The organism is Pseudomonas sp. EU05-FHT14B02 (assembly GCF_058791055.1).
Genome location: NZ_JBYTDD010000015.1, coordinates 130,729 through 152,984, shown reverse-complemented (window position 1 = coordinate 152,984; position 22,256 = coordinate 130,729). Strand labels below are relative to the sequence as shown.

Genomic DNA, 22,256 nt, shown 5'->3' with positions numbered 1-22,256 from the left:
CAAGCCAAACACGCATCAAAACCAGTATTGCAGAAATGGGGGGATCCATAGATGTGGGAGCGAGCTTGCTCGCGATGAGGTCGGTACTGCCAACCGAGAAGCAGACAAGTTCTTGTGAACCGTCCTACGCGATGTTGGGAAGTCATGAACTGTGGCTCAAATCGCTCCGATGCTAGTTTGCCTGACGTTCTCGGAGGGTAGGCTGTGACGATCAAAATGGCAGTTTCAGCGGGTGTTTTATCAGTGTCGCTAACGGGGTGCGGGACCGCCGCCACCGTCCTGCAGGATGAAGCCCAAGCCGCGCAGGGGCTGCGTCGGCAAAAGACCTATTGCCAATCCATTCCACGGGTCTACAGCGGCCTCGCCTACGACTTCTGTGTCTTGAATGCACCGCCAGACCCTACGGGTATCCTTGTGCCGCTCGTATTGGTGGACCTTGCCGTGTCTGGCGCGCTGGATACCGTTGTCTTGCCGTACACGATTTACCGGCAAAGCGTGGACGGCAGTATCGCCATCTATTGGCGGCCTGCGCGCGGATAAAAAATGCCGTGAGGTCCCGGCCGTGGTTGCATGCCGCTTGCGGCTAGAGGTTTGCCGCCGCTTTTACGCTATAATCCCGCCCTTTAGCTGTCTCTCGCTCATTGCGAGGGCACATTAATTTTTGAGGCGCTTGCGCCTGCATGCAGACTAAAGAGGCTAGACCCCTGTGGCATTGACGATTCTTGGCCTGTCCGGCGCCCTTAGCCATGATCCTTCCGCAGCCCTGTATATCGACGGCAAGCTGGTCGCGGCGGCTGAAGAGGAGCGCTTCGTACGCGATAAACATGCAAAGAACCGCATGCCCTACGAGTCGGCGAAATTCTGCCTGGAACAGGCCGGTATCAAGCCGTCCGACGTTGACGTGGTCGCGATTCCATTCGCACCAATCAGTCTGTTCGGCAAGGCCCGCTGGCAGTACGCCAAGCGTTACTGGTACGCCCCGGACCGTGCACTCGACGCGATCCTGATGGGCAACCGTCGCTACAAGCGCTATCGCAACAAGATCGTCTGGTGCCTGGAGCAGCTGGGTTTTGACCCGAAGAAGATCAAGATCGAGCCGGTCGAGCACCACCTTGCCCACGCCTCCAGCGCCTATCACTGTTCCGGTTTCAAAGAGAAAACCGCGATCCTGGGCATCGACGGCAAGGGCGAGTACGCCACGACCTTCTTCGGTTACGGCGAAAACGGCAAGATCCACAAGATCAAGGAATTCTTCGATCCGGACTCCCTCGGCGGCCTGTATGGCGCGATCACCGAGTTCCTCGGTTTCGATATGCTCGACGGTGAGTTCAAGGTCATGGGCATGGCGCCATACGGCGACGCCAGCAAATACGATTTCTCGCGCCTGGCTTCGTTCGAAAACGGCGAACTGGTGATCAACACCGACTACGCCAACGTCATCGGCCTGCGTCGCTACAAAGAAAAGGGCAAGGGTTACTACTTCTCGCCGAAGCTGATCGAGTGGCTGGGGCCCAAGCGCGAAGGCGACATCGCCGACGAGCCTTACATCCACTACGCCGCGAGCATTCAAGCGCTGTTCGAAAAAATTGCGTTGCAGATGATCGACCACTACCTGGGCGACGTGCTCAAGCAAACCGGCAAGCTGGCCTACGCCGGTGGCTGTGCATTGAACGTCAAGCTGAACCAGAAAATCATCGCCCGCGACGACGTCAAAGAGCTGTTCGTACAGCCGGCGTCCGGTGATGCCGGCACCGCGGTCGGCGCTGCTGCCTATGTGTCCCACGCCCGTGGCGTACCGGTCGAGAAGATGGAACACGTCTACCTCGGCCCGTCGTACAGCAACGAAGACGTGATCGCAGCCTGCGCCCGTCACGCCAACAAGCCAACGTGGCGCAAGCTCGACAACATGCCGGAGCAGATCGCCAAAATCATGGTCGATGGCAACCCGGTGGCTTGGTTCCAGGGACGCATGGAATTCGGTCCGCGTGCACTGGGCGGGCGTTCGATCATCGGTTGCCCAAGCGTGCCGGGCGTGGCCGACCGCATCAACCACCAGATCAAGTTCCGCGAGCGCTGGAGGCCTTTCTGCCCGTCGATGCTCGACACCGTGGCGCCGCAGATGATCAAGATCGATCACCCGGCTCCGTTCATGACCTTCACCTTCGAAGTGGCGGAAGAATGGAAAACCCGCGTGCCGGAAGTCGTCCACGAAGACGGCACCTCCCGCGCCCAGGTGCTCAAGCGCGAATACAACCCGCGCTACTACGACATGATGAAAGCGCTGGAAGTGCTCACCGGCAACGGCGTGTCGCTCAACACCTCGCTCAACCGTCGTGGTGAGCCGATGATCTGCTCGCCGACCGATGCATTGAATATGTTCTTCGGCTCTGATCTGCAGTACCTGATCATGGAAGACATCCTGGTGGTCAAAGAGGGCGCAAACGCTTATGACTCGCTCGGCTGAACGCCATGTGCTGCAGTACTGCCACGGCTATGACGGGCCGTTCCTGGACTGCGCACGGCAGTACGCCAGCCTGTTCGCGGGCACCGGTTATCGGGTGACCACGGTCTTTCTGACCGGGGCTGCCGATAGCGAGGTGGCCGCAGCGTGTGCTTCCGATGAAGTGTTGTTCATGGAATACAGCTCCAAGGCCATTCGCGGCCTGAAGCTGGGTGCCATCGGCGATCTGCGCAAGATCGCCGCGTCGCGCAACTTCAGTTTCTGCATCGCCCATCGCTTCAAGCCGATCTACATCGCCTTGCTCGGCACTTCGTTGCCTGTGATTGGCGTGCACCACGCGTTTGACGATTACAAGCGCGGCACGCGCAAACTGTTCGCGCATATTTTCCGCAAGCGTCTGAGCCTGCTCGGTGTGTCCGATGCGGTGCGCGACGACATGCGCCAATGCCTGCCGAAATGGCCGGCGACGCGTATTCAAACCCTTTACAACCGCATTGACGTGCCTGCGCTGCAAGCCAGTCAGGTTTCCGCTCGCGAAGCTCGGGAAACCCTCGGCCTCTCGGCTGATGCGTGGGTTGTCGGCAACGTTGGCCGACTGCACCCGGACAAGGATCAGGCTACTCTGCTGCACGGTTTTGCTGCGGCGTTGCCGGGGCTTCCGGGTAACAGCCAACTGGTGATTCTCGGCAAGGGGCGCCTGGAACAGGATCTCAAGGAGCTGGCTCGGGAGCTGGGTATCGGTGATCGGGTGCTGTTCCTCGGTCAGGTGCCGGACGCGCGCAATTATTTCCGCGCCTTTGATGTATTTGCCCTGAGTTCCGATCACGAGCCGTTCGGCATGGTGCTGCTGGAGGCAATGGCCGCTGGCGTACCCTTGCTCGCCACAGCGTGTGGCGGGGCCAAGGAAGTGGTCGAAGGCGTGGGCATTCTGTTCCCGCTCGGCGATGCTGAACACCTTGCACAAGGCCTGCAACATTTGGCGGGTATGGATGATCAACAGCGCCGTCAATGCGCCGAGATGATGCTTGATCGCTTGCGTGAGCGTTTCTCCGACCGTGCGGTGCGCGACACCTTCTGGCGTCTGCCGCAAGTTACCGATCTGGCACCGAGGGGCTGATGCTCAACCGATTCCAAGGCTGGCGCGAACGTGGCTGGTCGCCCGTTGACGCCTCTACCTACGCAAAAGCCTGGCAGCAATTTGGCGGAAGCGTCGCGACTCACCCTCTGGTGGTCGAACGTCTGGCGGATCTTGCCGGCATCCCGGTGCGATATCTGGCCTGGGAGCAACAGGGCGAAGTCAAGGCCGCGATCCCGACCTGGGGCCGCGATGTGGCGCTGTCCAAGGATGTGCTCAAGCGCAACGGCAAAAAAGGCTTGTTCGATCTCGGCAATGCCGAGCTGATTTTGCCGGCCGCCGCTGATGTTCAGGCTCCACTGCGCCATCGTGCACGCTACTTGTCGGCACTCAACGAAACCCGCTTCAGCGGCATGAAGTTGCAGGCAGAACAACTGGCCATGGCCCGTACCCCGGAAGAGCTGTCGAAGAAGTTTCGCTACAACCAGCGCCGCGAATTGCGTCTACTGGAAGAGGCGGGCGGTGTGGTGCGTCCGGTCGGCGAATTTTCCAGCGCTGAATTGGCGGCGATCTACTGTGATCTGTTCCAGCGTCGTTGGGGGTTCCCGGCCACCGGCGCTGCGCGTATGGCAGAAGTTCTCGAACTGCTGCGCGAGTTGCTGATCGGATCGGTGATCTTCCTCAACGATGCGCCGATTGCGATTCAGCTGGTGTACCGCGTCGAAGCGCCGGAATGGATCAGCGTCGAGTACATCAACGGCGGCGTTGACCCCGAAACCCGCGAATTCAGCCCCGGTAGCGTATTGAGCTTCATCAATACGCAAAGCGCCTGGGAGCATGCCCGGGCGCAGGACAAACCGTTGCGCTTTTCCTTCGGTCGCGCCGACCGTGAATACAAGGATCGCTGGTGCAACCCCGTACCGGTCTTCACCGTATGAGCCAAACCATGAGCCGCAAACAGCAACTGCTCAAGCGCCATCGGCGCAACAAACGTATCGGCCTGCTGATTGCGCTGGTGCTGTTGATCGTCATGGGTGTACTGGTGGCCTGGTGGTTGCCGCTGGTGCTGGCGGTTCTGGGTTGGGTTGCCCACGAAGCCTGGTTTGCCGACCATCTGTTCTACTCACCGAAAGACGATTACCAGTACAGCTTTCCCCCCTACACGCCCCAGCCCAAGATCCATCTGAACGGTGAACATTTGCGGCTGGACGAGGGCGTGATGCTGGTCGACGATGCGACGCTGGTGCTGGCCCTGCGAGTGAAAAGCACCTGGCTGGGACGTTTTATCGATCCAGTGGTCGAGTTGGCGGGGGGCGAAAACCCTGATCGACAAACCTTCGAGCGAGGCGTAAACGGCCTGCGTTACCTCAATCTCAGTGGTCAGGCTCAGGCGCTGTCGCGTGGCGAACTGCGCTTGCGCGGGCGTTTCTGTCGTGTGTTCGGTGAGCCTGTGCTGTGGGCACTGGAATATCCGGATTATCGGCGTCAACGGGTGATGGTCATCGCGCCCCACGCCGATGATGCCGAGCTGGCAGCCTACGGTTTGTACAGCCAGGCCGACGAAACCTGGATCGTCACGCTGACAGCGGGCGAAATCGAAGCCGAACACTACCGGCAGATGGGACTGAACAAGGTCGATGCGGCCCGCTTGAAAGGCCGCCTGCGCACCTGGGACAGCATTACCGTGCCACGTTGGGCTGGTGTACCCGAGGCCCGCTGCGTACAACTGGGTTATTTCTGTCTGCAACTGGCGAGCATGCAGGCCGCGCCTGCGGTGGCCGCGGGATCGCGGGAAGCGGACCTGGGCGATACCCGGCTGTTCCGTCAGTTGAATTCTTTCACGCTGCCGGGCGATGTCGATGGTGCGCCGACCTGGAACAATCTGCTGGCGGATCTGCGTGAGTTGCTGCTGCGGGCCCGCCCCGAGGTCATCGTCCTGCCGCATCCGACCCTCGATCCGCATCCCGACCATGTCTGTGCCCAGGCTGCAGTCCTCGAAGCCTTGCAAGGTCTGGAATGGCAGCCGATCACGCTATTGGGCTATGCCAATCACCTGCACGACAACGACCGCTGGCCAATGGGCGATACCGGTGATGGCATCGCCCTGCCGCCGGCCTTCGATCCGGCCCAGCCGATGCAGCCGTATTGCCTGCCCTTGCCGCTGGAGCTGCAGCGAGACAAGGCCATGGCGTTGGGCATGATGCACGACCTGCAATCGGCGATGCCGTTCAAGCGTCGCTTGCGTCGGTTGATACAACGTTTGTTGGCCGGCCGGTTGCCGCCCACCTATGGCCAGAACGAATTCTTTCGCAAGGCCGTCCGGCGCCACGAGCTTTTGTGGGCCATCAAGCACACACCAGGTAATGTTTCTCAGCGGGGAGAGTTATGAGTCAGCGGTCAAAGGTCCTGCAGCTGCAGCCTGACTACAACGTCAAAGCCCATGATTTCGCCGACCTCGCGGAGCAAATCGTCAAGGCCCTACCCGGTGATCGCTATGAAGTGACCGCCGCGTTTCTGCGCGGCAAACCCGGGCCGGGCGAAGCAGTGAGCCGAGCCGACCGTTCGGTGTACTTCGAATTTTCCGACAAATCCCTCAAGGGCATGCGCCTGCGGGCCATGTGGCAGCTGTACAAGTTCTGCCGTCGGGAAAAATTCGATGTAGTGATCTGCAACCGCTTCAAGCCGGTGAACATGATGCTGGCGCTCAACCGCTGGTTGAAAGTGCCGTTGTGCATCGGCATTTCCCACGGCTTTGGCGAGTACGACCGGTTTTACCGGCGCCGCCAGACCCAGCGTCTGATCGATCGTCACTGGCGCTTCGTCGGCGTGTCGCCAGCGGTGAAACAGTATCTGTTGGACTGTGACTGCGGCTTCACTGATCAGAATACCTATGCCATCACCAATGCCATCGACATCGAGCAGGCCGAAGGTCTGCAACACAGTCGTGAAAAGGCCCGTGAAATGCTGGGCATCGATCCGTCGGTGCGGCTGATCGGTGCGTTGGGGCGACTGGTGCCGGTCAAGGGCCATATCTATTTGCTGCAGGCCTTCGCGGCACTCAAGGACAAATACCCCAATACTCAACTGGCGATCATTGGTGCCGGCCGCGAAGAGTCGCGCCTGGCCGCGGAAATCGATCGCCTCGGCCTCAGCGGTCGCGCCCATTTGCTGGGGTTCAAGGAAATTGCCTTGCAGTACATTCGAGCTTTCGACATCTGGACCATGCCTTCTTTGGCCGAAGGCCTCGGGCTGGCGTTGCTCGAAGGCATGAGCGGGCATTTGCCGGTGATCGCCTCGAACGTGCCGGCCATGTTGCCGCTCATCGAGGGGGCCGGTGGCCTGGCGATTACGCCGAAGGATGTGCCGACGCTGCAGGCGGCGCTGGACACTTATCTTGGCCTTTCGGATGACGAGCTCAAGGCCAAGGGCGAGCAGTCCTTCCGTTATCTGCAGCAACACCATGACATTGAGGAGTTCCGTCGCGAATACCTCAATCTGATCGATTCCGGCCTGGAACAGGCCCGCAAGGAGCAGCCATGAACGACGCGCAACCCATCGTCACGGTCATCATCGCGTCGTACAACCACGCTCCTTACATCGAGGAAAGCATTCTCAGCGTCCTCAATCAGACCTATCGGAACATCGAGTTGCTGGTGGTCGACGACGGCTCGAAGGATGACAGCGTCGAGCGGATCAAGGCATTGCAGGCCATCCATGGCTTCGACTTCCGGGTTCAGGAAAACCAGGGGCTGACCAACACCCTCAACGGTGCAATTGCCCGGGCCAAGGGCAGCCTGATCGTGCCGTTCGGTTCGGATGACATCATGCTGCCGGAGCGAATCGCCACTCAGGTCGCGCATATGGAGGGCAAGCCCGAGGTCGGCATTTGCGCCGGTAACATTGAACTGATCGATGCCGACGGCAATCTCTACCCCGAGAAGCGCCAGCGTCGGGATGTGCCGTTCCGTCGTCTGGATTTCGACGACATGTTCCTCGAGCGCAAGCCCTATCCACCGGCACCGACCCTGATGATCCGCCGCGAAGCGCTGGACAAGGTGGGCGGTTTCGACCCGACCATTCGCCTGGAAGACTTACTGATCGAGCTGAAGGTGACCCATGCCGGTTACTTCATCGACGGTCTGAATGTGTTGATGGCGCGCTATCGCAAGCACGCCACCAACTCCTACAAGAATCACCGCTTCATGATCGACAGCATCCTGCGCACCTACGCGCTCTTCAGCGATCACCCGCTGTATGACGAGGTGCGCTACAAATTTCTCAATTCCATGTTCCTCAAGACCGCCAACCGTGATCGCAAGCTGGCGCGGGAGTTGCTGGCGCAGATTCCGTTCAAGGCCTGGAACAAGAAAACCTGGCGTGGACTGGGCCGGATGTATTTCTCACGGCTGGAGAAAGACTGAGTCGGAGGCTGGATTCAAGGGGGAGGCGGGGCATTGTCCTCGGAGACATGCCCCAGCAATGGCTCAACGTTGTTGAGCCGTTTCTTCCGGAAGTTCTTTCCTCGGCTTCCTGGTCTGGCGCAACCAGTGCAGGGTTTTCTTGCCGGCATTGATACCGGGCTTTTCGATGTACAGGTAAGTCAGGCTGCTGATGATGATCAACAGGCAACTGCACACGGCCAGCAACGGCAGGAAGACCCAGGCTTGCCGGGCGTCAAGGTGCAATATCGGCGGCAGCCGCTGCACCAATACCCAAAGCACGAAACCGTGCAGCAGATACGTGCTGTAGCTGATTTCCCCCAGCCAGCGGATGCTGCGTGGTCTCAGGGCGCCGAATAAGGTATTGCCGGACGCCACGATCACAAAGAACAGTGAAAGCAGCAGTAGCGCTCCCAGGTTGAATGCCCGGTTGAACGCCGTAAAGGCGATCGCCAATGCGAGCAGGGCGATGATGCCCGCCAGCGGAGACAGGCTCCAGGCGACGTATTGTGGACGGCGAATCCAGTACGCCGCAGCGATGCCGCCGAGGAAGCTGGCCAGGAAGTGCTTCTTCAGCGAGTGCTCCCAGCCGACCACCTGGTACAGGATATAGATGCCGATCAGGCACAGCACCGTCTGCATCCAGCCGCCGCGATAAATGAACACCATGGCGGCCAGTGGCAGGGCCAGGTAGAAAAACAATTCGTACCCCAGCGTCCAGGTGACGTTGGAGATCAGCATGCCGGTCTGGTGGTACTGGTTGACGTCTGGCCGGTCGAAGATCAGCCAGGCCAGGGCCTGGCCAATGAGTTGGGTGCCGGAGTCCTTGAGTTCCCAGTCCTGCAAATAGAACACACAGACAAACACGATCAACATCAGTGGCAGGTAGAGCGGGTAGAGGCGAAACAGCCTGGATACCGCAAATGCCAGCCAGTCGTGTTGCCGTCCGTGGGTGAGCAAGCGGTTCCAGAACAGAAAGCCGGTGATCATGAAAAAGAGGGCGACGCTACCCTGACCGAGCTGCGAGTAGAAGTTGCTCGGTGGAAAATCGATCACGCCGGTTCGCAGATAGATCCAGGTAATGATCGAGTGGTGCACGAACACACCGAAGGCCAGATACCCGCGTAAACCGTCGATGCCGGCAAAGCGGCTTTCGCCGCAATGCTCCAGCTCTCTGGGGACTCTCGGCACGCTGCGTAACAGTAGCGCAGCGGTTGCGATGGCGAGCAGGTAGGCCACCATCGCGATAAGCGGGTTGGTTTCTGTCATCAGTGAGCCTGGGCCGGAGGACTCCCGGCCAGCACGTGCCTGTGCAAATTATCCACATCGGCTTTCGAGGCCGTCGCGGCGTATCCCAGCAGGAGCGCTTCGAAGTGATCCTCGAACAACCAATGCCGATCTGATGCGTAGCGCTGCATGTGGCGCAGATTACGCCGACGCAGGGAAGGGCTCAATGCCGAGGGGTAAATTCGCAGGTCAGCCAGGTCGATCAGGCCGAACTCGCCGTCCTCCAGCACCAGCACATTGCCTAGGTGCAGGGAGCGGAAGTAGACCCCTTGCTGGTGCAGTTGAGCCATGAATTTGCCGAAGCGCTCCACCAGTGCCTGGCGTACCGCCGGGGCGGTGATGCCTTGCAGGATCTGGCGCAGCGTGTTGCCCGGCAACGGGGAGTAATGCACAGCGGTGCTGCCGTCTTCGAACCGGTAAAGGTCGAGGATCTGCGGTGTCGGGATGCCCATGCTGCGCAGTTGCACGCTATTGACGGCAAAACGATCGGAGTAGGGCGTGAAACTGCCCGAGGTATACCAGCGACGGCGACGGAACAGCTTGAGAAAACTGCCATCGGTCAGGCGCAGGACCTTAGGGCCCAGACCATCCTCTTCGATGACCCTGGCATCGGCAGTCAGCTGTTGCAGGGCGCTAGGTGTCGCAGTCTTGATCGGTGTGTCCAGCAGGCGCCGGGCCCGCTGATTGATGCTCAATGCCGCAATCAGTGCCAAGGGGATCCACAGCAGGAACCAGTGCTCCTTGGGGCGAGAGATGATCCCGCCACCCTCGGTCAGGCCGGCACCGATACCGAAGGCCAGCCAGGCTGAGGCAAAGATAAACAGCGGTTGCACGCAATGGCGTCGGCTGCTGATGAAGCCCCATGCGAGAAAGAACAGCCATGGCAGCAGGCCGATAATGCCGACGTAGTAGAGCACGCCCAGGGCAAAGCTATGGGGTTCCTGAAGGCTGTAGCCGACGCCGGGGTCCAGTCTCAGTGCGGCGTTGTAGCCGTGCCCGATCCATGGGTGTTCAGCGATCCTGTTCAGGGTCAATTGCCAGAGCTCGATGCGGAAGGAGCTGCCTCTTTCGAAGATTTTGTCCGCAAACAACGCGAAAGTCGCCGTACCGGCGAAGAACATGGCGCCAAGCATGAAGACCGAGCGTCGATTCCAGCAGATGAAACACAGCCAAAGCGCAGCCAGCGTCAGCGCAACCAGTGGGGTCCTGGAACCGGTGGCCAGCACTGCGGCGAACATGATCGCCATCGCCGGTACGCTCAGCCAAAGTACCTGGCGTCGCTTGCACGTCATGCTCAGACTCAGCCAATAGGTACAAAAAAAGCCGAAAACGTGGGAGCTGAGCAGTGGATTGTCAAATGCGCCTACACCGATCAGGCGCATTTCCGGTTGGTAGATCTGGTCGAACCTGTACAGGTTGTAGGCAGAGATAACCAGTGCCACCGTCGCGGCGCAGAACAGCAGGGGCTGGATGATTTCGCTGCGAAAGCGCACCAGCAGGTAGCAGCCTACGAACAGCAACAAGGTGTGCAATGGCGGTTTGAACTGGCCAAAGTCTATGTCGTCGTCTGGCCTCCAGCACAGGCTGAGCAGTGCCCACGCCATAAATAACAGGACTGCAATGATGATCGGCTCGCGCAGCAACTCTTTGCCGAGCCGCGGCCGCAGGCACAGTGCAAAGAGTGCCGGAATGCTGAACAGGCCATAATAAAGCTTGTGATGCACACTGCGCCCCGGCAGGAAAAACAGCGCACAAAGCAGCAATAAATAACCGAGCGGAAGGATCCACAAACAAATGAAATCAAAGATTCTGTTGGACGTGCTATTCAAAACGTTTAATTGCATGCTGGGTAACTTATTCCTGAATTGAGCGACCATACCAAGGCAGGGACATCTGGTGGCTATTTGACGCGCCACAATACACAGACTGTATGCGATTGCCAGAACCCTGGGGAAGCTGTGGTAAAGTCAGCGTCCTTTTCATCGACATTCGCGTGATATGACCGACTCCAGTCTCTGCGCAAGCCCATCGAGCTTGAAAATCTACTTCCGCCTGCTCGGCTATGTCCGGCCGTATATCAGCCTGTTTCTGATCAGCATCGTCGGTTTTCTGATTTTCGCTTCGACACAGCCAATGCTGGGCTACATCCTCAAGTACTTCGTCGATGGTCTATCCAATCCTGAAGCGGTGCTGTTTCCAACAGTGCCCTACCTGCGGGATCTGCAACTGCTGCAGGCGGTGCCATTGTTGATCATCCTGATCGCCGCGTGGCAGGGGTTGGGGTCATACCTGGGTAACTACTTCCTGGCCAAGGTTTCCCTGGGCCTGGTCCATGACTTGCGGGTCCAGTTGTTCAACAACCTGCTGGTGTTGCCAAACCGATATTTCGACAAGCATAACTCGGGGCACCTGATTTCACGTATCACCTTCAACGTGACGATGGTCACGGGGGCGGCAACAGATGCGATCAAGGTCGTAATCCGTGAAGGCATGACGGTGATCTTCCTGTTTGCCTCGCTGTTGTACATGAACTGGCGCCTGACGCTGGTCATGGTCGCTATCCTGCCGCTGATCGCCCTCATGGTGCGCACGGCCAGCAAGAAATTCCGCAAGCAGAGCAAGAAAATCCAGTTGGCCATGGGGGACGTGACACATGTGGCGTCCGAAACGATCCAGGGCTATCGCGTGGTGCGTAGCTTCGGCGGTGAAAAGTACGAAGAGAAACGTTTCTTCGATGCCAGCCAGGGCAACACTGACAAGCAATTGCGCATGACCCGCACCGGCGCCATCTACACACCGTTGCTGCAACTGGTGATCTACACCGCCATGGCCGTGCTGATGTTCCTGGTGCTGTTCCTGCGGGGCGATGCGTCGGCCGGCGACATGGTGGCCTACATCACCCTGGCTGGCCTGCTGCCCAAGCCGATTCGCCAGCTGTCCGAAGTCAGCTCGACTATCCAGAAGGGCGTGGCCGGCGCTGAAAGCATCTTCGAGCAACTGGATGTCCAGCCTGAAGTCGATACCGGCACCGTCGAGCGTGATGTGGTCAGCGGTCGCCTGGATGTGCGTAACCTCAGCTTTACCTACCCTGACACCGAGCGTCAGGTGCTCAATGACATCAGTTTCTCGGTCGAGCCCGGGCAAATGGTGGCGTTGGTGGGGCGTTCGGGCAGTGGCAAGTCGACCCTGGCCAACCTGATTCCGCGTTTCTATCACCACGACAAGGGCGAAATCCTGATCGATGGCGTCGAAGTGGAGCAGTACAAGCTGTTGAACCTGCGTCGGCATATCGCCCAGGTGACTCAGCACGTGACCCTGTTCAGCGATACCGTGGCCAACAACATCGCCTATGGCGACCTGGCTGGCGCACCCCGTGAAGATATTGAAAAGGCGGCCAAGGATGCCTACGCGATGGACTTCATCGCTCAATTGCCTGAAGGCCTGGACACCCAGGTCGGGGAAAACGGCGTGCTGCTGTCCGGTGGCCAGCGCCAGCGCCTGGCGATTGCCCGGGCACTGTTGAAGAATGCTCCGCTGCTGATCCTCGATGAGGCGACTTCGGCGCTCGATACCGAGTCCGAGCGGCATATTCAGGCAGCCCTGGACCAGGTCATGAAAGGTCGCACCACGCTGGTGATCGCTCACCGCCTGTCGACCATCGAGAAGGCCGACCTGATCCTGGTCATGGATCAGGGGAAAATCGTCGAGCGCGGCACCCATGAACAACTGCTGGCGCAAAACGGCTACTACTCGCGCCTCAACGCGATGGGCCTCGACGCCCCGGCCGAAGACATCGCCTGACCCCGAAAGGGCGAGCCTGGCTCGCCCTTTCGCACTCCCGTCGAAACCGGTCAGCCACTACCGTGACTTTGATGATTTCGCCTAGCGGGTTTATTGCTCAAAAAATGAGCAAAAATGCTGGCGAATCATCCCGTTGCAGCCACCGCACTAGCTGACACCAACCCTGTGTTAATATCGCGCCCCTGTTCATTCTGTATGTGGGTTGCACCATGAAGTTGTCCATGCCGCGATTCGATCAAGCCCCTGTCTTGGTAGTCGGCGATGTCATGCTCGACCGTTACTGGCATGGTGGTACCTCACGGATTTCTCCTGAGGCACCGGTGCCGGTGGTCAAGGTCGATCACATCGAAGACCGCCCGGGCGGTGCTGCCAACGTTGCCTTGAACATTGCCGCCCTGGGGGCTCCGGCTTCGCTGGTCGGTGTCACCGGCGACGATGAAGCCGCCAACAGCCTGGTCAACAGCCTCAAGGGTGCTGGCGTGCGGGCCATCTTCCAGCGCATTGCGCACCAGCCGACCATCGTCAAGCTGCGGGTCATGAGCCGTCACCAGCAATTGCTGCGCATCGACTTCGAAGAACCCTTCGCCACCGACGCGCTGGCGCTGGCCGCGCAGGTCGATGAGTTGCTCGAAGGCATCAAGGTGCTGGTGCTGTCCGACTATGGCAAAGGCGCGCTGAAAAACCATCAGGCGCTGATCCAGGCTGCCCGCGCCCGGGGCATCCCGGTGCTGGCCGATCCCAAGGGCAAGGATTTCTCGATCTACCGTGGTGCGAGCCTGATCACGCCAAACCTCAACGAATTCGAAACCATCGTCGGTGGTTGCGCCGATGAGCACGAATTGGTGAGCAAGGGCGCGCAACTGATGCACGACCTGGACCTCGGTGCCTTGCTGGTGACCCGTGGCGAGCACGGCATGACCTTGCTGCGCCCGGATCATCCAGCGCTGCACTTGCCGGCCCGGGCCCGTGAAGTGTTTGACGTGACCGGTGCCGGCGACACAGTAATTTCCACCCTGGCGGCCGCGATTGCTGCGGGTGAGGAGTTGCCCCACGCCGTGGCCCTGGCCAACCTGGCGGCCGGTATTGTGGTCGGCAAACTCGGTACAGCAGCCATCAGTGCGCCTGAACTGCGTCGTGCGATTCAGCGCGAGGAAGGTTCCGAGCGTGGAGTGCTGGGCCTTGAGCAGCTGTTGCTGGCGGTCGATGATGCCCGCGCGCACAACGAGCGGATCGTGTTCACCAACGGTTGCTTCGACATCCTGCACGCCGGTCATGTGACCTATCTGGAGCAGGCGCGGGCTCAGGGTGATCGCCTGATCGTGGCGATCAACGACGATGCATCGGTCAGCCGCCTGAAAGGGCCTGGCCGTCCGATCAACAGTGTCGACCGGCGCATGGCCGTACTGGCCGGCCTGGGTGCGGTGGACTGGGTGATCAGCTTCTCGGAAGGCACCCCGGAAAACCTGCTGAGCGCGGTCAAGCCGGACGTGCTGGTCAAGGGCGGCGACTACGGCATCGACCAGGTGGTCGGCGCGGACATCGTGACGGCCTATGGCGGTACCGTGAAAGTGCTGGGGCTGGTGGAAAACAGCTCGACCACCGCGATTGTCGAGAAGATCCGCAAGTCCGAATAAAGCAGCTTTTGTAGGAGCTGGCTTGCCAGCGATGGTCGTTAACGATGACGCTAATCTATTGAACAGATGCGGCGTCCTTGAGTCCATCGCTGGCAAGCCAGCTCCTACATGGTTATGCGTACACCAGTCGGAGCTGCAGCAGTTTGCTTTCAGGAGCTGACTTTTTTACGCGGCACTATTTTCTTCAGCAACAGCTTTGCCTTCCCGCGCAACCGCGCCAGGCCCGAATCCTTCCCCGGCGGGGTCAGGCCCTGTTGCCTCACCCAGTCCTTCCAGCGAATCCGCTCGTCGCGAACCAGCCAGCCTTCCTGTCGGGCAAAACTCTCGGCCAGGTACAGTCCGCGCGTGCTGGCGGGACACAGCTGATCCTTTTTCAAGGTGTAGAGCTCAGCCATCGGGTGGCCGTCCTGCAAGGGCATCAAGTACAGATCGGGGCGCTTGCGGTCGAGGCGGGCGACGAGCTGATCGCCTTCCAGTCGTTCATCGACATGGAACAGGCTCAGGGATTTGGCTTCCTTGGGAACGTCCAGGCGCAAGTCGTAGATCAGTTGCAGTGACGCCGTTGGCAAATGCACGTAAGCCCGCGGACGCTCCATCAGCATCAGGTTGGCGCAACGTACCGGTCGCGCCGAGCCAGACAGTGGCGACAAGCGAAACGGCAGGGCTTCACGATAATGCAGGGCGGCCGAGTAAGGCGCTGGCAGCCAGGTGTCGTTGAACCGACCACCGAGCCAGCCTTCCGGGGTTTCCAGCAGGCACTCTTCGGCTATCTCCTGGATCGCCGTGTGCAAGGGCAGATTCAGTTCATGTGCGGGCACGTAACCGGAGATCAGCTTGAGTACCACATCGCCACGGTCTTGCCGGCGTTGGCGCACCAGCACCCAATAGTCGCGATTCTGCCAATGCAGGGTCAGGCGCACCGAAACCCCGAGGTTGGCCAACTCCAGGGCAAACCGTTCGCTGTCGCCGACCGTCACCGGTCGACGACGTTGCAGGGTCTGGGAGAAATTCAGCGGTCTGCCGACGCTCTGATAAGCCAGGCCTTCGGGGGTCGCTTCGACGAATAACGGCAGGGTCTTGAAGTTGCTCGGGTTCTTTCTGATGAGCGTACGCGACATGTCGGCTCCTGCTTAAGGCCGCGTGGGCGGCGTCAGTGGCTACGTAGGACCTGGGCAACGGTCGCGACATTGTGGGCGAGGTGCAGCGGATTGATGGTCCCGACAATAGCACTGGCAACACCCGGATGTTCAAACAACAATTCGAAACTGGCGCGCACCGGATCCACGCCCGGACTCAGGCAGACATGACCACTGGCGAGGGCTTTCTTGACCAGAATGGCTTTGCCGTGTGCAGCAGCATAGTCAATGACGGCCTTCTCGTTTTGTTCGTTCAGATTGTAGGTGACCATCGCGCAATCGCCTTGCTCCAATGCCTTGAGGCCACCGTCGACGGTTTTGCCGGAAAACCCGAAACCGCGAATCTTGCCTTCGGCCTTGAGCGCGGCGAGGGTGTCGTAGACTTCGCAGTCATTGAGGATCGCCAGGTCGTTACCATCGGAGTGCACCAGCACCAGGTCGATAAATTCCGTTTCCAGGCGGTGCAGGCTGCGTTCCACCGACATTCGAGTGTGTGCGGCGCTGAAGTCGTGGCGGGACTGGCCGTCGGCAAACTCCTCACCGACCTTGCTGACAATCACCCAATCCTGACGCTGACCGCGCAGCAACGGGCCGAGGCGTTCTTCGCTGCGACCATAGGCCGGGGCGGTGTCGATCAGGTTGATGCCCAGGTCGCGGGCGAGCTTGAGCAGCCTGCGTGCTTCATCGTCATCGGGAATCTGGAAGCCGTTGGGGTACTTCACACCTTGGTCGCGACCCAGTTTCACCGTGCCAAGACCCAGGGGGGAAACCAGCAGGCCGGTGCTGCCCAGCGGGCGATGCAGGTCGTGCAGGGTCGGTTGGCTCATGGCAGCAGTTGCTCCCAGGCCGGTACGCCCATCGGCGGCTTCGGCAGTTCAGGCAGTGCTGCCGGGTGGCTTGGCTGGATACCGTCGCGGGTCAGGCTGGCGATCACCCGGTCGGCGAAGTCCGGGGCCAAGGCGAGTTTTGTTGGCCAGCCCACCAGCAGTCGGCCTTCCTCGGCCACAAAGGCATTGTCGGGACGGGTCAGGCCAGATTGCAGTGGTTCGGCGCGATCCACGCGCAAGGTGGCCCATTGCACTGTGCTCAGGTCGATCCATGGCAGCAATTGACCTAGTTCTTTCTGTGCAGTGGCGATCTGCTCGGCGGGCTCACGGGTAACGCCTTCGGATTCCGCGATATCGCCGCCCAGGTACCAGACCCATTGGCCATCCGCCGCCGGGTGCGTGGTCACGGTGATGCGCGGTTTGGTGCCACCACCCAGGCAGTGGGCGTACAGCGGTTTGAGGCTTGGCCCCTTGGCGATGATCATGTGCAACGGACGGCGCTGCATCGCGGGCTGGCTCAGACCCAGCGTTTCAAGCAATGCCGCGGTTCCGGCGCCGGCGCTCAGGACGATGCGTTGGGCACGGATCTCGCGCTCGTCCACCTTCAGGCCGACCAGCACGCCGCCTTCGAGCAGCGGCTCGATCTTCTGCCCGGCGAGCAAGCCATCTCCGGCCAGGTCGGCCAGGCGCTGGATCAGGCTTGGCACGTCGACCACCAGTTCCGCCAGGCGATAGACCTTGCCCTTGAAACGCTTGTCTTGCAGGGCTGGCGGCAATTGCTCGCCCTTGACCTGATCGACGCGGCCGCGCACGGCTTTGCTGGCAAAGAAACTGGTGAGGTTGCCGGCGAGGGTGCCAGGGGACCAGAGGTAATGGGCTTCGGACAGCAGGCGTACCCCGGACAGGTCCAGTTCGCCGTCGCCAGCCAAGGCTTCACGCCAGCGGCGTGGCATGTCGGCGATGGCTTCCGAGGCACCGGTCAGGGCGCCATGCAGCGCGTATTTGGCGCCCCCATGGATGATGCCCTGGGACTTGACACTCTGCCCGCCACCGAGGCTGGCGCTTTCCACCAGCACGGTCGAAAAACCCTGGCGACGCAGGCGCGCATTCAGCCAGAGGCCGGCGACACCAGCGCCGACAATCAGCACGTCGGTGGAAATAACGGATGGCATTCGGCGACCTCTGTGTTCAAGACGAGGGCGCAGTATACAGACTCGAAGATTGGAGGGGCTGACGCCAGTACTCTCGAGCCAATGAGTAACCCTGTGGGATCGTGTTTCGAGCTCTAGTGCCCGGCAGTCTTGGAGAAGAGCTGGATGACCACGACACCCAGCACAATTAGCGCCATCCCCAGCATTGCCGGCACGTCCAGCTTCTGCCCATAGATAAACAGCGCCGCGACGCTGACCATCACAATCCCCATGCCGGCCCACACGGCGTAAGCCACGCCCACCGGAACGCTGCGCACCACCAGGGTCAGCATCCAGAAGGCAATCCCGTACCCGACGATGACCAGCACCAGTGGCAGCGGGGTGCTGAAGCCTTTGACCGCTTTCATCGAAACAGTGGCAATCACTTCGGCGCAGATGGCAATGGCCAGGTAGTAGTAAGCGGTCATGGGTCAATCCTCGTGTGAAGTGTTGCTCTCTGAGGTTGGCATTCTAGAGATTCGCCAGATGCGGTAAAGTCATTACCTATCTGTTTGAGAGATGGGTTGGGCCATGAGCATGCAATGGAATCTGGAGCAGCTGCGGTTGTTTGTGAGCGTAGCGGAGCAGCGTTCGTTTTCTGCTGTGGCGCGCGATCAGCGCAAGGCGCAATCGGCGGTCAGCAGTTCGATAGCGTTGCTGGAAGAAGACCTGGGCGTCAGCCTGTTCGACCGCAGCAGCGGCCGTCAGCCGAAACTCACTGAAGCCGGCACGGCTTTGCTGGACGAAGCGCGGGAAGTGTTGCGCCAGTGCGAACGGCTCAATGGCCGGGCGCTGGCGATGATGCGCGGGCAGGAAGCTCGACTGCGTGTGGCGCAGGATGAGGCGATGCCTTATCAGCCGATCATCGAAAGCTTCGAAGCCTTGGCGGAAAAGTTTCCCAGCCTTGAAGTGCAACTGACCAGCGCCGCCCAAGGCGATGTCGCGCGCAAGCTGGTGGAGCGGCGCGCCGATCTGGGGTTGCTGTTCTTTCACGATCAGATTCCCGAGGCTCTTGAGCGGCGGGTGCTGGGCAGCGTGGAAATGGTCACGGTGTGTGGCAAGGATCATCCGTTGGCGCGCAAGGGCACAGTGGACGGCCAGCAACTGGCGCAACATCGGCAGTTGCTGATGTCCACAGAGTCGAGCATTTATCCCGGCAGTGATCCGGCCAGCCCGCAGGTCTGGCGCGCCGACAGCTTCTATGTGATGGCCGAATGGCTGGTGCGCGGTCTCGGTTGGGCTTGGTTGCCACGCCACGTAGTGCAGTACCCGACCTATCAGAACCAGATGGTCGAATTGGTCAGCGAATGGACCCCGCCGGCCCTGGTGGTGGAACTGGTATGGCGCCGGGATGAACCGCTCGGTCCGGCGGCGCGCTGGCTTGCCGAACGTTTTGCCGTGCACTTGCAGACGATAGGCGAAAAAAGCCGATAAACTCCGCCGCCATGAATAGAACTCTCTACACCGCGCTGTTTTATCTGGGGCTGCCATTGGTAGCAATTCGGCTTTGGCTGCGCGCGCGCAAGGCGCCGGCGTATGCCAGACGCATCGGCGAGCGCTTTTCCTACGGGATGCCGACGATGAAGCCGGATGGCATCTGGGTGCACGCCGTGTCGGTGGGCGAAAGCATTGCGGCTGCACCGATGATTCGCGCCTTGCTGGCGCGTTATCCGGATCTGCCGATCACCGTGACCTGCATGACCCCGACCGGTTCGGAACGCATCCATGCACTGTTCGCCAATGAGCCGCGCATCCAGCACTGCTATCTGCCCTATGACCTGCCTTGCGCTGCCCGGCGCTTCCTTGATCGGGTCCAGCCGAAACTGGCGGTGATCATGGAAACCGAACTGTGGCCCAACCACATCCATCAATGTGCCAAACGCGGGATCCCCGTGGCGTTGGCCAATGCGCGGCTGTCCGAGCGTTCGGCCAGAGGTTACGGCCGGTTCCCCAGGCTGACCCAGCCGATGCTGGCCGAGATGAGTCTGTTCGCGGTGCAGACCGAAGCCGAGGCCCAGCGCTTGCGCGACCTGGGCGCGCGGACGGAAACCGTCGAAGTGACCGGTTCGATCAAGTTCGACCTGACCATCGACCCGCAACTGCTGGAGCGCGCCGTTGAGCTGCGCGGGCAATGGCAGGCGCTTGAACGACCGGTGTGGATCGCGGCCAGTACCCATGACGGCGAAGACGAGGTGGTGCTGGCGGCCCACCGTCAGTTGTTGGCCAGTCACCCCGATGCCCTGCTGATTTTGGTGCCGCGTCATCCTGAGCGCTTCAATTCGGTGTTCGGGTTGTGCCAGCAACAAGGGTTTGCCACGGTCCGGCGCTCCAGCGGCGATGCAGTCAGTGCGAATACTTCAGTGCTGCTGGGCGACACCATGGGCGAGTTGCTGTTTCTCTACGCTCTGGCGGACAGCGCATTTGTCGGTGGCAGCCTGGTGCCGAATGGCGGGCATAACCTGCTGGAGCCAGCGGCCCTGGCTAAACCGGTGTTGAGCGGTCCGCATCTTTTCAACTTCCTCGAAATCGCCGCGCAGTTGCGCAGTGCCGGGGCGTTGCAGGAAGTGGAAGATGCCGAAGGGCTGGCGGTGGCGGTGCAGCGACTGTTCGAACTGCCGCGAGATGCGCAGCGCATGGCTGAGGCCGGGTTGACGGTGATGCGCACCAATCAGGGGGCGTTGCAGCGGTTGCTGGATGGGTTGGGGCGGTTGATCGACAAGTCTTCAATTCGCCGCTGATCCTGTGGGAGCGAGCTTGCTCGCGATGGCGGCTGTACATCCAACACCTAAGTTGCCTGTCAGTCAGCTATCGCGAGCAAGCTCGCTCCCACAAGGTTTGTGCTGCCTTGAACTCTGATGGTCAAGGCCGCGCTTTCAACTGCTCCTCCGCAGCCTTGGCCAGATCCGGCGGCAGGAAGTCCTTGTCCGGGTTGTAGTTCGGGTTGAGCCAGCGTGCCAGGACTTGCAGGTCCCCCGGATTCAGCGTGCCGGCCTGTTGCTTCAAGCGCAAGTTGTCGAGGATGTAGTCGTAGCGGGTGTTGTTGTAGTCGCGCACCGAGGTGTAGAGCGAGCGCTGCGCATCCAGCACGTCGACGATGTTTCGCGTACCCACCTGATAGCCGACTTCGGTCGCTTCCACCGCGCTCTGGTTGGAGATGATCGATTGCTTGCGCGCCTGTACCTGCTCGACATCGGTGTTCACTGCGCGGTGCAGGTCGCGGGTGTTTTCCACAATGCTGCGGCGCAGGGATTCGCGTTGCTGTTCGGTCTGGTCCAGTTGTGCATAGGACTGACGCACCTGGGAGTTGATCAGGCCACCGCTGTAGATCGGGATGTTCAGTTGCAGGCCCACGGTTGTTTGCTCGACGTTGCCGCCGTAGGGTTGGCCCAAGGGAACCGGATTGCTGAAGCCCAGCGCATCGTTGTCGCCTTTCTCGTACTTGGCGACCGCGTCAACCGTTGGCAAGTGCCCGGACCTGCGTTGCTTGAGGGTTTGCTCGGCGGCGCTGACGGCATAGTTGCTGGCCAACAGATTGAGGTTCTGCCTGCCTGCGGTTTCGACCCAGGCCTTGGCGTCGTTCGGTACTGGCGGCAGGATCGGCAAGTCATGTCTGATGCCCCAGATCGAGTTGTACTGACGGTTGGTCAGGGTAATCAATGCTTCAAAGGCGTCGTCCACCTGGCGCTGCGCAACGATGCGGTTGGCGCGAGCGGTGTCGTAGCTGGCTTGTGAGTTCAATACGTCGGTTTTGTCCGAGAGGCCGACATCGAAACGTTCATTGGATTGATCGAGTTGGCGTTTGAACGCCGCTTCTTCGGCCTTGGTCGAGGCCAGGTTGTCCTGGCTGCGCAGAACATTGAAATAGCTGTCAGCAGTTTGCAGGATCAGGTTTTGCTCGGTCGCCGAGAGTTGCAGGGCGGCCTGTTCGTTGACTTCCTTGGCGGCCTGGAACTGGAACCAGCGATCGGCGCGGAACAGCGGCTGTGCCAAAGTGGCCTGGTAGGAATGAGCGTCGCGGTTGGACGTGCCCGAAGGTTGATCGAGCGACGTACGCACCTCGGAAACATTGGCGCCGGCCGAGAGGTTCGGCAGCAGCCCGGCGCGGGCCTGGGGCACGACTTCTTTCTGCGCGCCATATTGGGCGATGGCAGCCGCCAGGTCGGCGTTGTTGTTGACGGCTTCTTGATAAACGCTGACCAGGTCCGTCTTGGCCGATAAGGGCGCATCTGCTGCCCAGGCCATTCCGTTGGACGCACAAGACACGGCGAGGGCCAGTGAGAGTTTGCGCAGCATAGACGATCCCTAGAATTGATATTACGGAGGTAATTTGAGCGCCAAGGCTAAGGCCCTGCTTTGACAGCGTCAATGCGCGGCTCAGCGTAGCGAGTGTAGTTGTGCATTCGGAC

At 60.3% G+C, this 22,256-nt stretch carries 18 protein-coding genes; 11 read left to right on the top strand and 7 right to left on the bottom strand.

All coding sequences use genetic code 11. The features are described from left to right. Positions 1–204: 204 nt before the first annotated feature. From AC3WTM_RS15840 to AC3WTM_RS15810, 7 genes are all read left to right on the top strand, one after another. Positions 205–540 carry a YceK/YidQ family lipoprotein gene (locus AC3WTM_RS15840; protein WP_102669310.1) on the top strand — a complete coding sequence of 112 codons (336 nt, stop codon included), beginning with the start codon at positions 205–207 and terminating at the stop codon, positions 538–540. A 166-nt stretch (positions 541–706) separates the two neighbouring features. Continuing rightward, positions 707–2,464 carry a carbamoyltransferase family protein gene (locus AC3WTM_RS15835; protein ID WP_102669309.1) on the top strand — a complete coding sequence of 586 codons (1,758 nt, stop codon included), beginning with the start codon at positions 707–709 and terminating at the stop codon, positions 2,462–2,464. Beyond that, a complete protein-coding gene (locus tag AC3WTM_RS15830) occupies positions 2,448–3,578 on the top strand; it encodes a glycosyltransferase (protein WP_102669308.1) in 1,131 nt (376 codons plus the stop codon). The genes AC3WTM_RS15835 and AC3WTM_RS15830 overlap by 17 nt, the downstream gene beginning before the upstream one ends. Then, positions 3,578–4,474, top strand: coding sequence for a GNAT family N-acetyltransferase (locus AC3WTM_RS15825; RefSeq protein WP_102669307.1), 897 nt, complete (start codon positions 3,578–3,580; stop codon positions 4,472–4,474). Before AC3WTM_RS15830 ends, AC3WTM_RS15825 begins: the two co-directional genes overlap by 1 nt. An 8-nt stretch (positions 4,475–4,482) precedes the next feature. Then, on the top strand, positions 4,483–5,925 hold the full coding sequence (locus AC3WTM_RS15820) for a PIG-L family deacetylase (RefSeq protein ID WP_102669315.1): 1,443 nt from the start codon (positions 4,483–4,485) through the stop codon (positions 5,923–5,925). Next, positions 5,922–7,076 carry a glycosyltransferase family 4 protein gene (locus tag AC3WTM_RS15815; protein WP_057712280.1) on the top strand — a complete coding sequence of 385 codons (1,155 nt, stop codon included), beginning with the start codon at positions 5,922–5,924 and terminating at the stop codon, positions 7,074–7,076. Before AC3WTM_RS15820 ends, AC3WTM_RS15815 begins: the two co-directional genes overlap by 4 nt. Further along, complete coding sequence (locus tag AC3WTM_RS15810; RefSeq protein ID WP_102669306.1) at positions 7,073–7,957, top strand: glycosyltransferase; 885 nt, start codon at positions 7,073–7,075, stop codon at positions 7,955–7,957. The genes AC3WTM_RS15815 and AC3WTM_RS15810 overlap by 4 nt, the downstream gene beginning before the upstream one ends. Positions 7,958–8,020: 63 nt before the next feature. Here AC3WTM_RS15810 and AC3WTM_RS15805 read toward each other — a convergent pair whose 3' ends face one another. Further along, entirely contained in the window at positions 8,021–9,244 is a 1,224-nt protein-coding gene (locus tag AC3WTM_RS15805) for an acyltransferase family protein (RefSeq protein ID WP_102669305.1), read from the bottom strand. Then, entirely contained in the window at positions 9,244–11,106 is a 1,863-nt protein-coding gene (locus AC3WTM_RS15800; protein ID WP_102669304.1) for an O-antigen ligase family protein, read from the bottom strand. Before AC3WTM_RS15800 ends, AC3WTM_RS15805 begins: the two co-directional genes overlap by 1 nt. 154 nt (positions 11,107–11,260) lie before the next feature. Between AC3WTM_RS15800 and msbA the strand changes: the two genes are divergently transcribed. Both msbA and hldE read left to right on the top strand, forming a co-directional pair. Continuing rightward, positions 11,261–13,063, top strand: coding sequence for a lipid A export permease/ATP-binding protein MsbA (msbA, locus tag AC3WTM_RS15795; RefSeq protein WP_057712276.1), 1,803 nt, complete (start codon positions 11,261–11,263; stop codon positions 13,061–13,063). Positions 13,064–13,272: 209 nt separating this feature from the next. Continuing rightward, a complete protein-coding gene (gene hldE / locus AC3WTM_RS15790) occupies positions 13,273–14,697 on the top strand; it encodes a bifunctional D-glycero-beta-D-manno-heptose-7-phosphate kinase/D-glycero-beta-D-manno-heptose 1-phosphate adenylyltransferase HldE (protein WP_090452776.1) in 1,425 nt (474 codons plus the stop codon). A gap of 149 nt (positions 14,698–14,846) precedes the next feature. On the opposite strand, the gene AC3WTM_RS15785 is transcribed toward hldE, so the two are convergent. The 4 genes from AC3WTM_RS15785 to AC3WTM_RS15770 all read right to left on the bottom strand — a co-directional run bounded on the left by AC3WTM_RS15785 (position 14,847) and on the right by AC3WTM_RS15770 (position 18,278). Beyond that, the gene (locus AC3WTM_RS15785; RefSeq protein ID WP_102669303.1) at positions 14,847–15,815 is read right to left on the bottom strand and encodes a metal ABC transporter ATPase; all 969 of its coding nucleotides are present in this window, start codon (positions 15,813–15,815) and stop codon (positions 14,847–14,849) included. Between the two features lie 32 nt (positions 15,816–15,847). Continuing rightward, on the bottom strand, positions 15,848–16,660 hold the full coding sequence (locus AC3WTM_RS15780) for an aldo/keto reductase (protein ID WP_102669302.1): 813 nt from the start codon (positions 16,658–16,660) through the stop codon (positions 15,848–15,850). Then, positions 16,657–17,832 (bottom strand): NAD(P)/FAD-dependent oxidoreductase, encoded by a 1,176-nt coding sequence (locus AC3WTM_RS15775; protein WP_057712272.1) that lies wholly within the window; start codon positions 17,830–17,832, stop codon positions 16,657–16,659. The genes AC3WTM_RS15780 and AC3WTM_RS15775 overlap by 4 nt, the downstream gene beginning before the upstream one ends. 113 nt (positions 17,833–17,945) lie before the next feature. Beyond that, on the bottom strand, positions 17,946–18,278 hold the full coding sequence (locus AC3WTM_RS15770; protein ID WP_015093202.1) for a DMT family transporter: 333 nt from the start codon (positions 18,276–18,278) through the stop codon (positions 17,946–17,948). 103 nt (positions 18,279–18,381) lie between these two features. On the opposite strand from AC3WTM_RS15770, the gene AC3WTM_RS15765 reads away from it, so the two are divergent. Then, positions 18,382–19,284, top strand: a complete 903-nt coding sequence (locus tag AC3WTM_RS15765; protein ID WP_173677909.1) for a LysR family transcriptional regulator — start codon at positions 18,382–18,384, stop codon at positions 19,282–19,284. Positions 19,285–19,295: 11 nt separating this feature from the next. Beyond that, positions 19,296–20,588 carry a lipid IV(A) 3-deoxy-D-manno-octulosonic acid transferase gene (gene waaA / locus AC3WTM_RS15760; RefSeq protein WP_102669301.1) on the top strand — a complete coding sequence of 431 codons (1,293 nt, stop codon included), beginning with the start codon at positions 19,296–19,298 and terminating at the stop codon, positions 20,586–20,588. Positions 20,589–20,709: 121 nt separating this feature from the next. On the opposite strand, the gene AC3WTM_RS15755 is transcribed toward waaA, so the two are convergent. Continuing rightward, entirely contained in the window at positions 20,710–22,143 is a 1,434-nt protein-coding gene (locus AC3WTM_RS15755) for a TolC family outer membrane protein (protein ID WP_102669300.1), read from the bottom strand. Between the last annotated feature and the right edge of the window lie 113 nt (positions 22,144–22,256).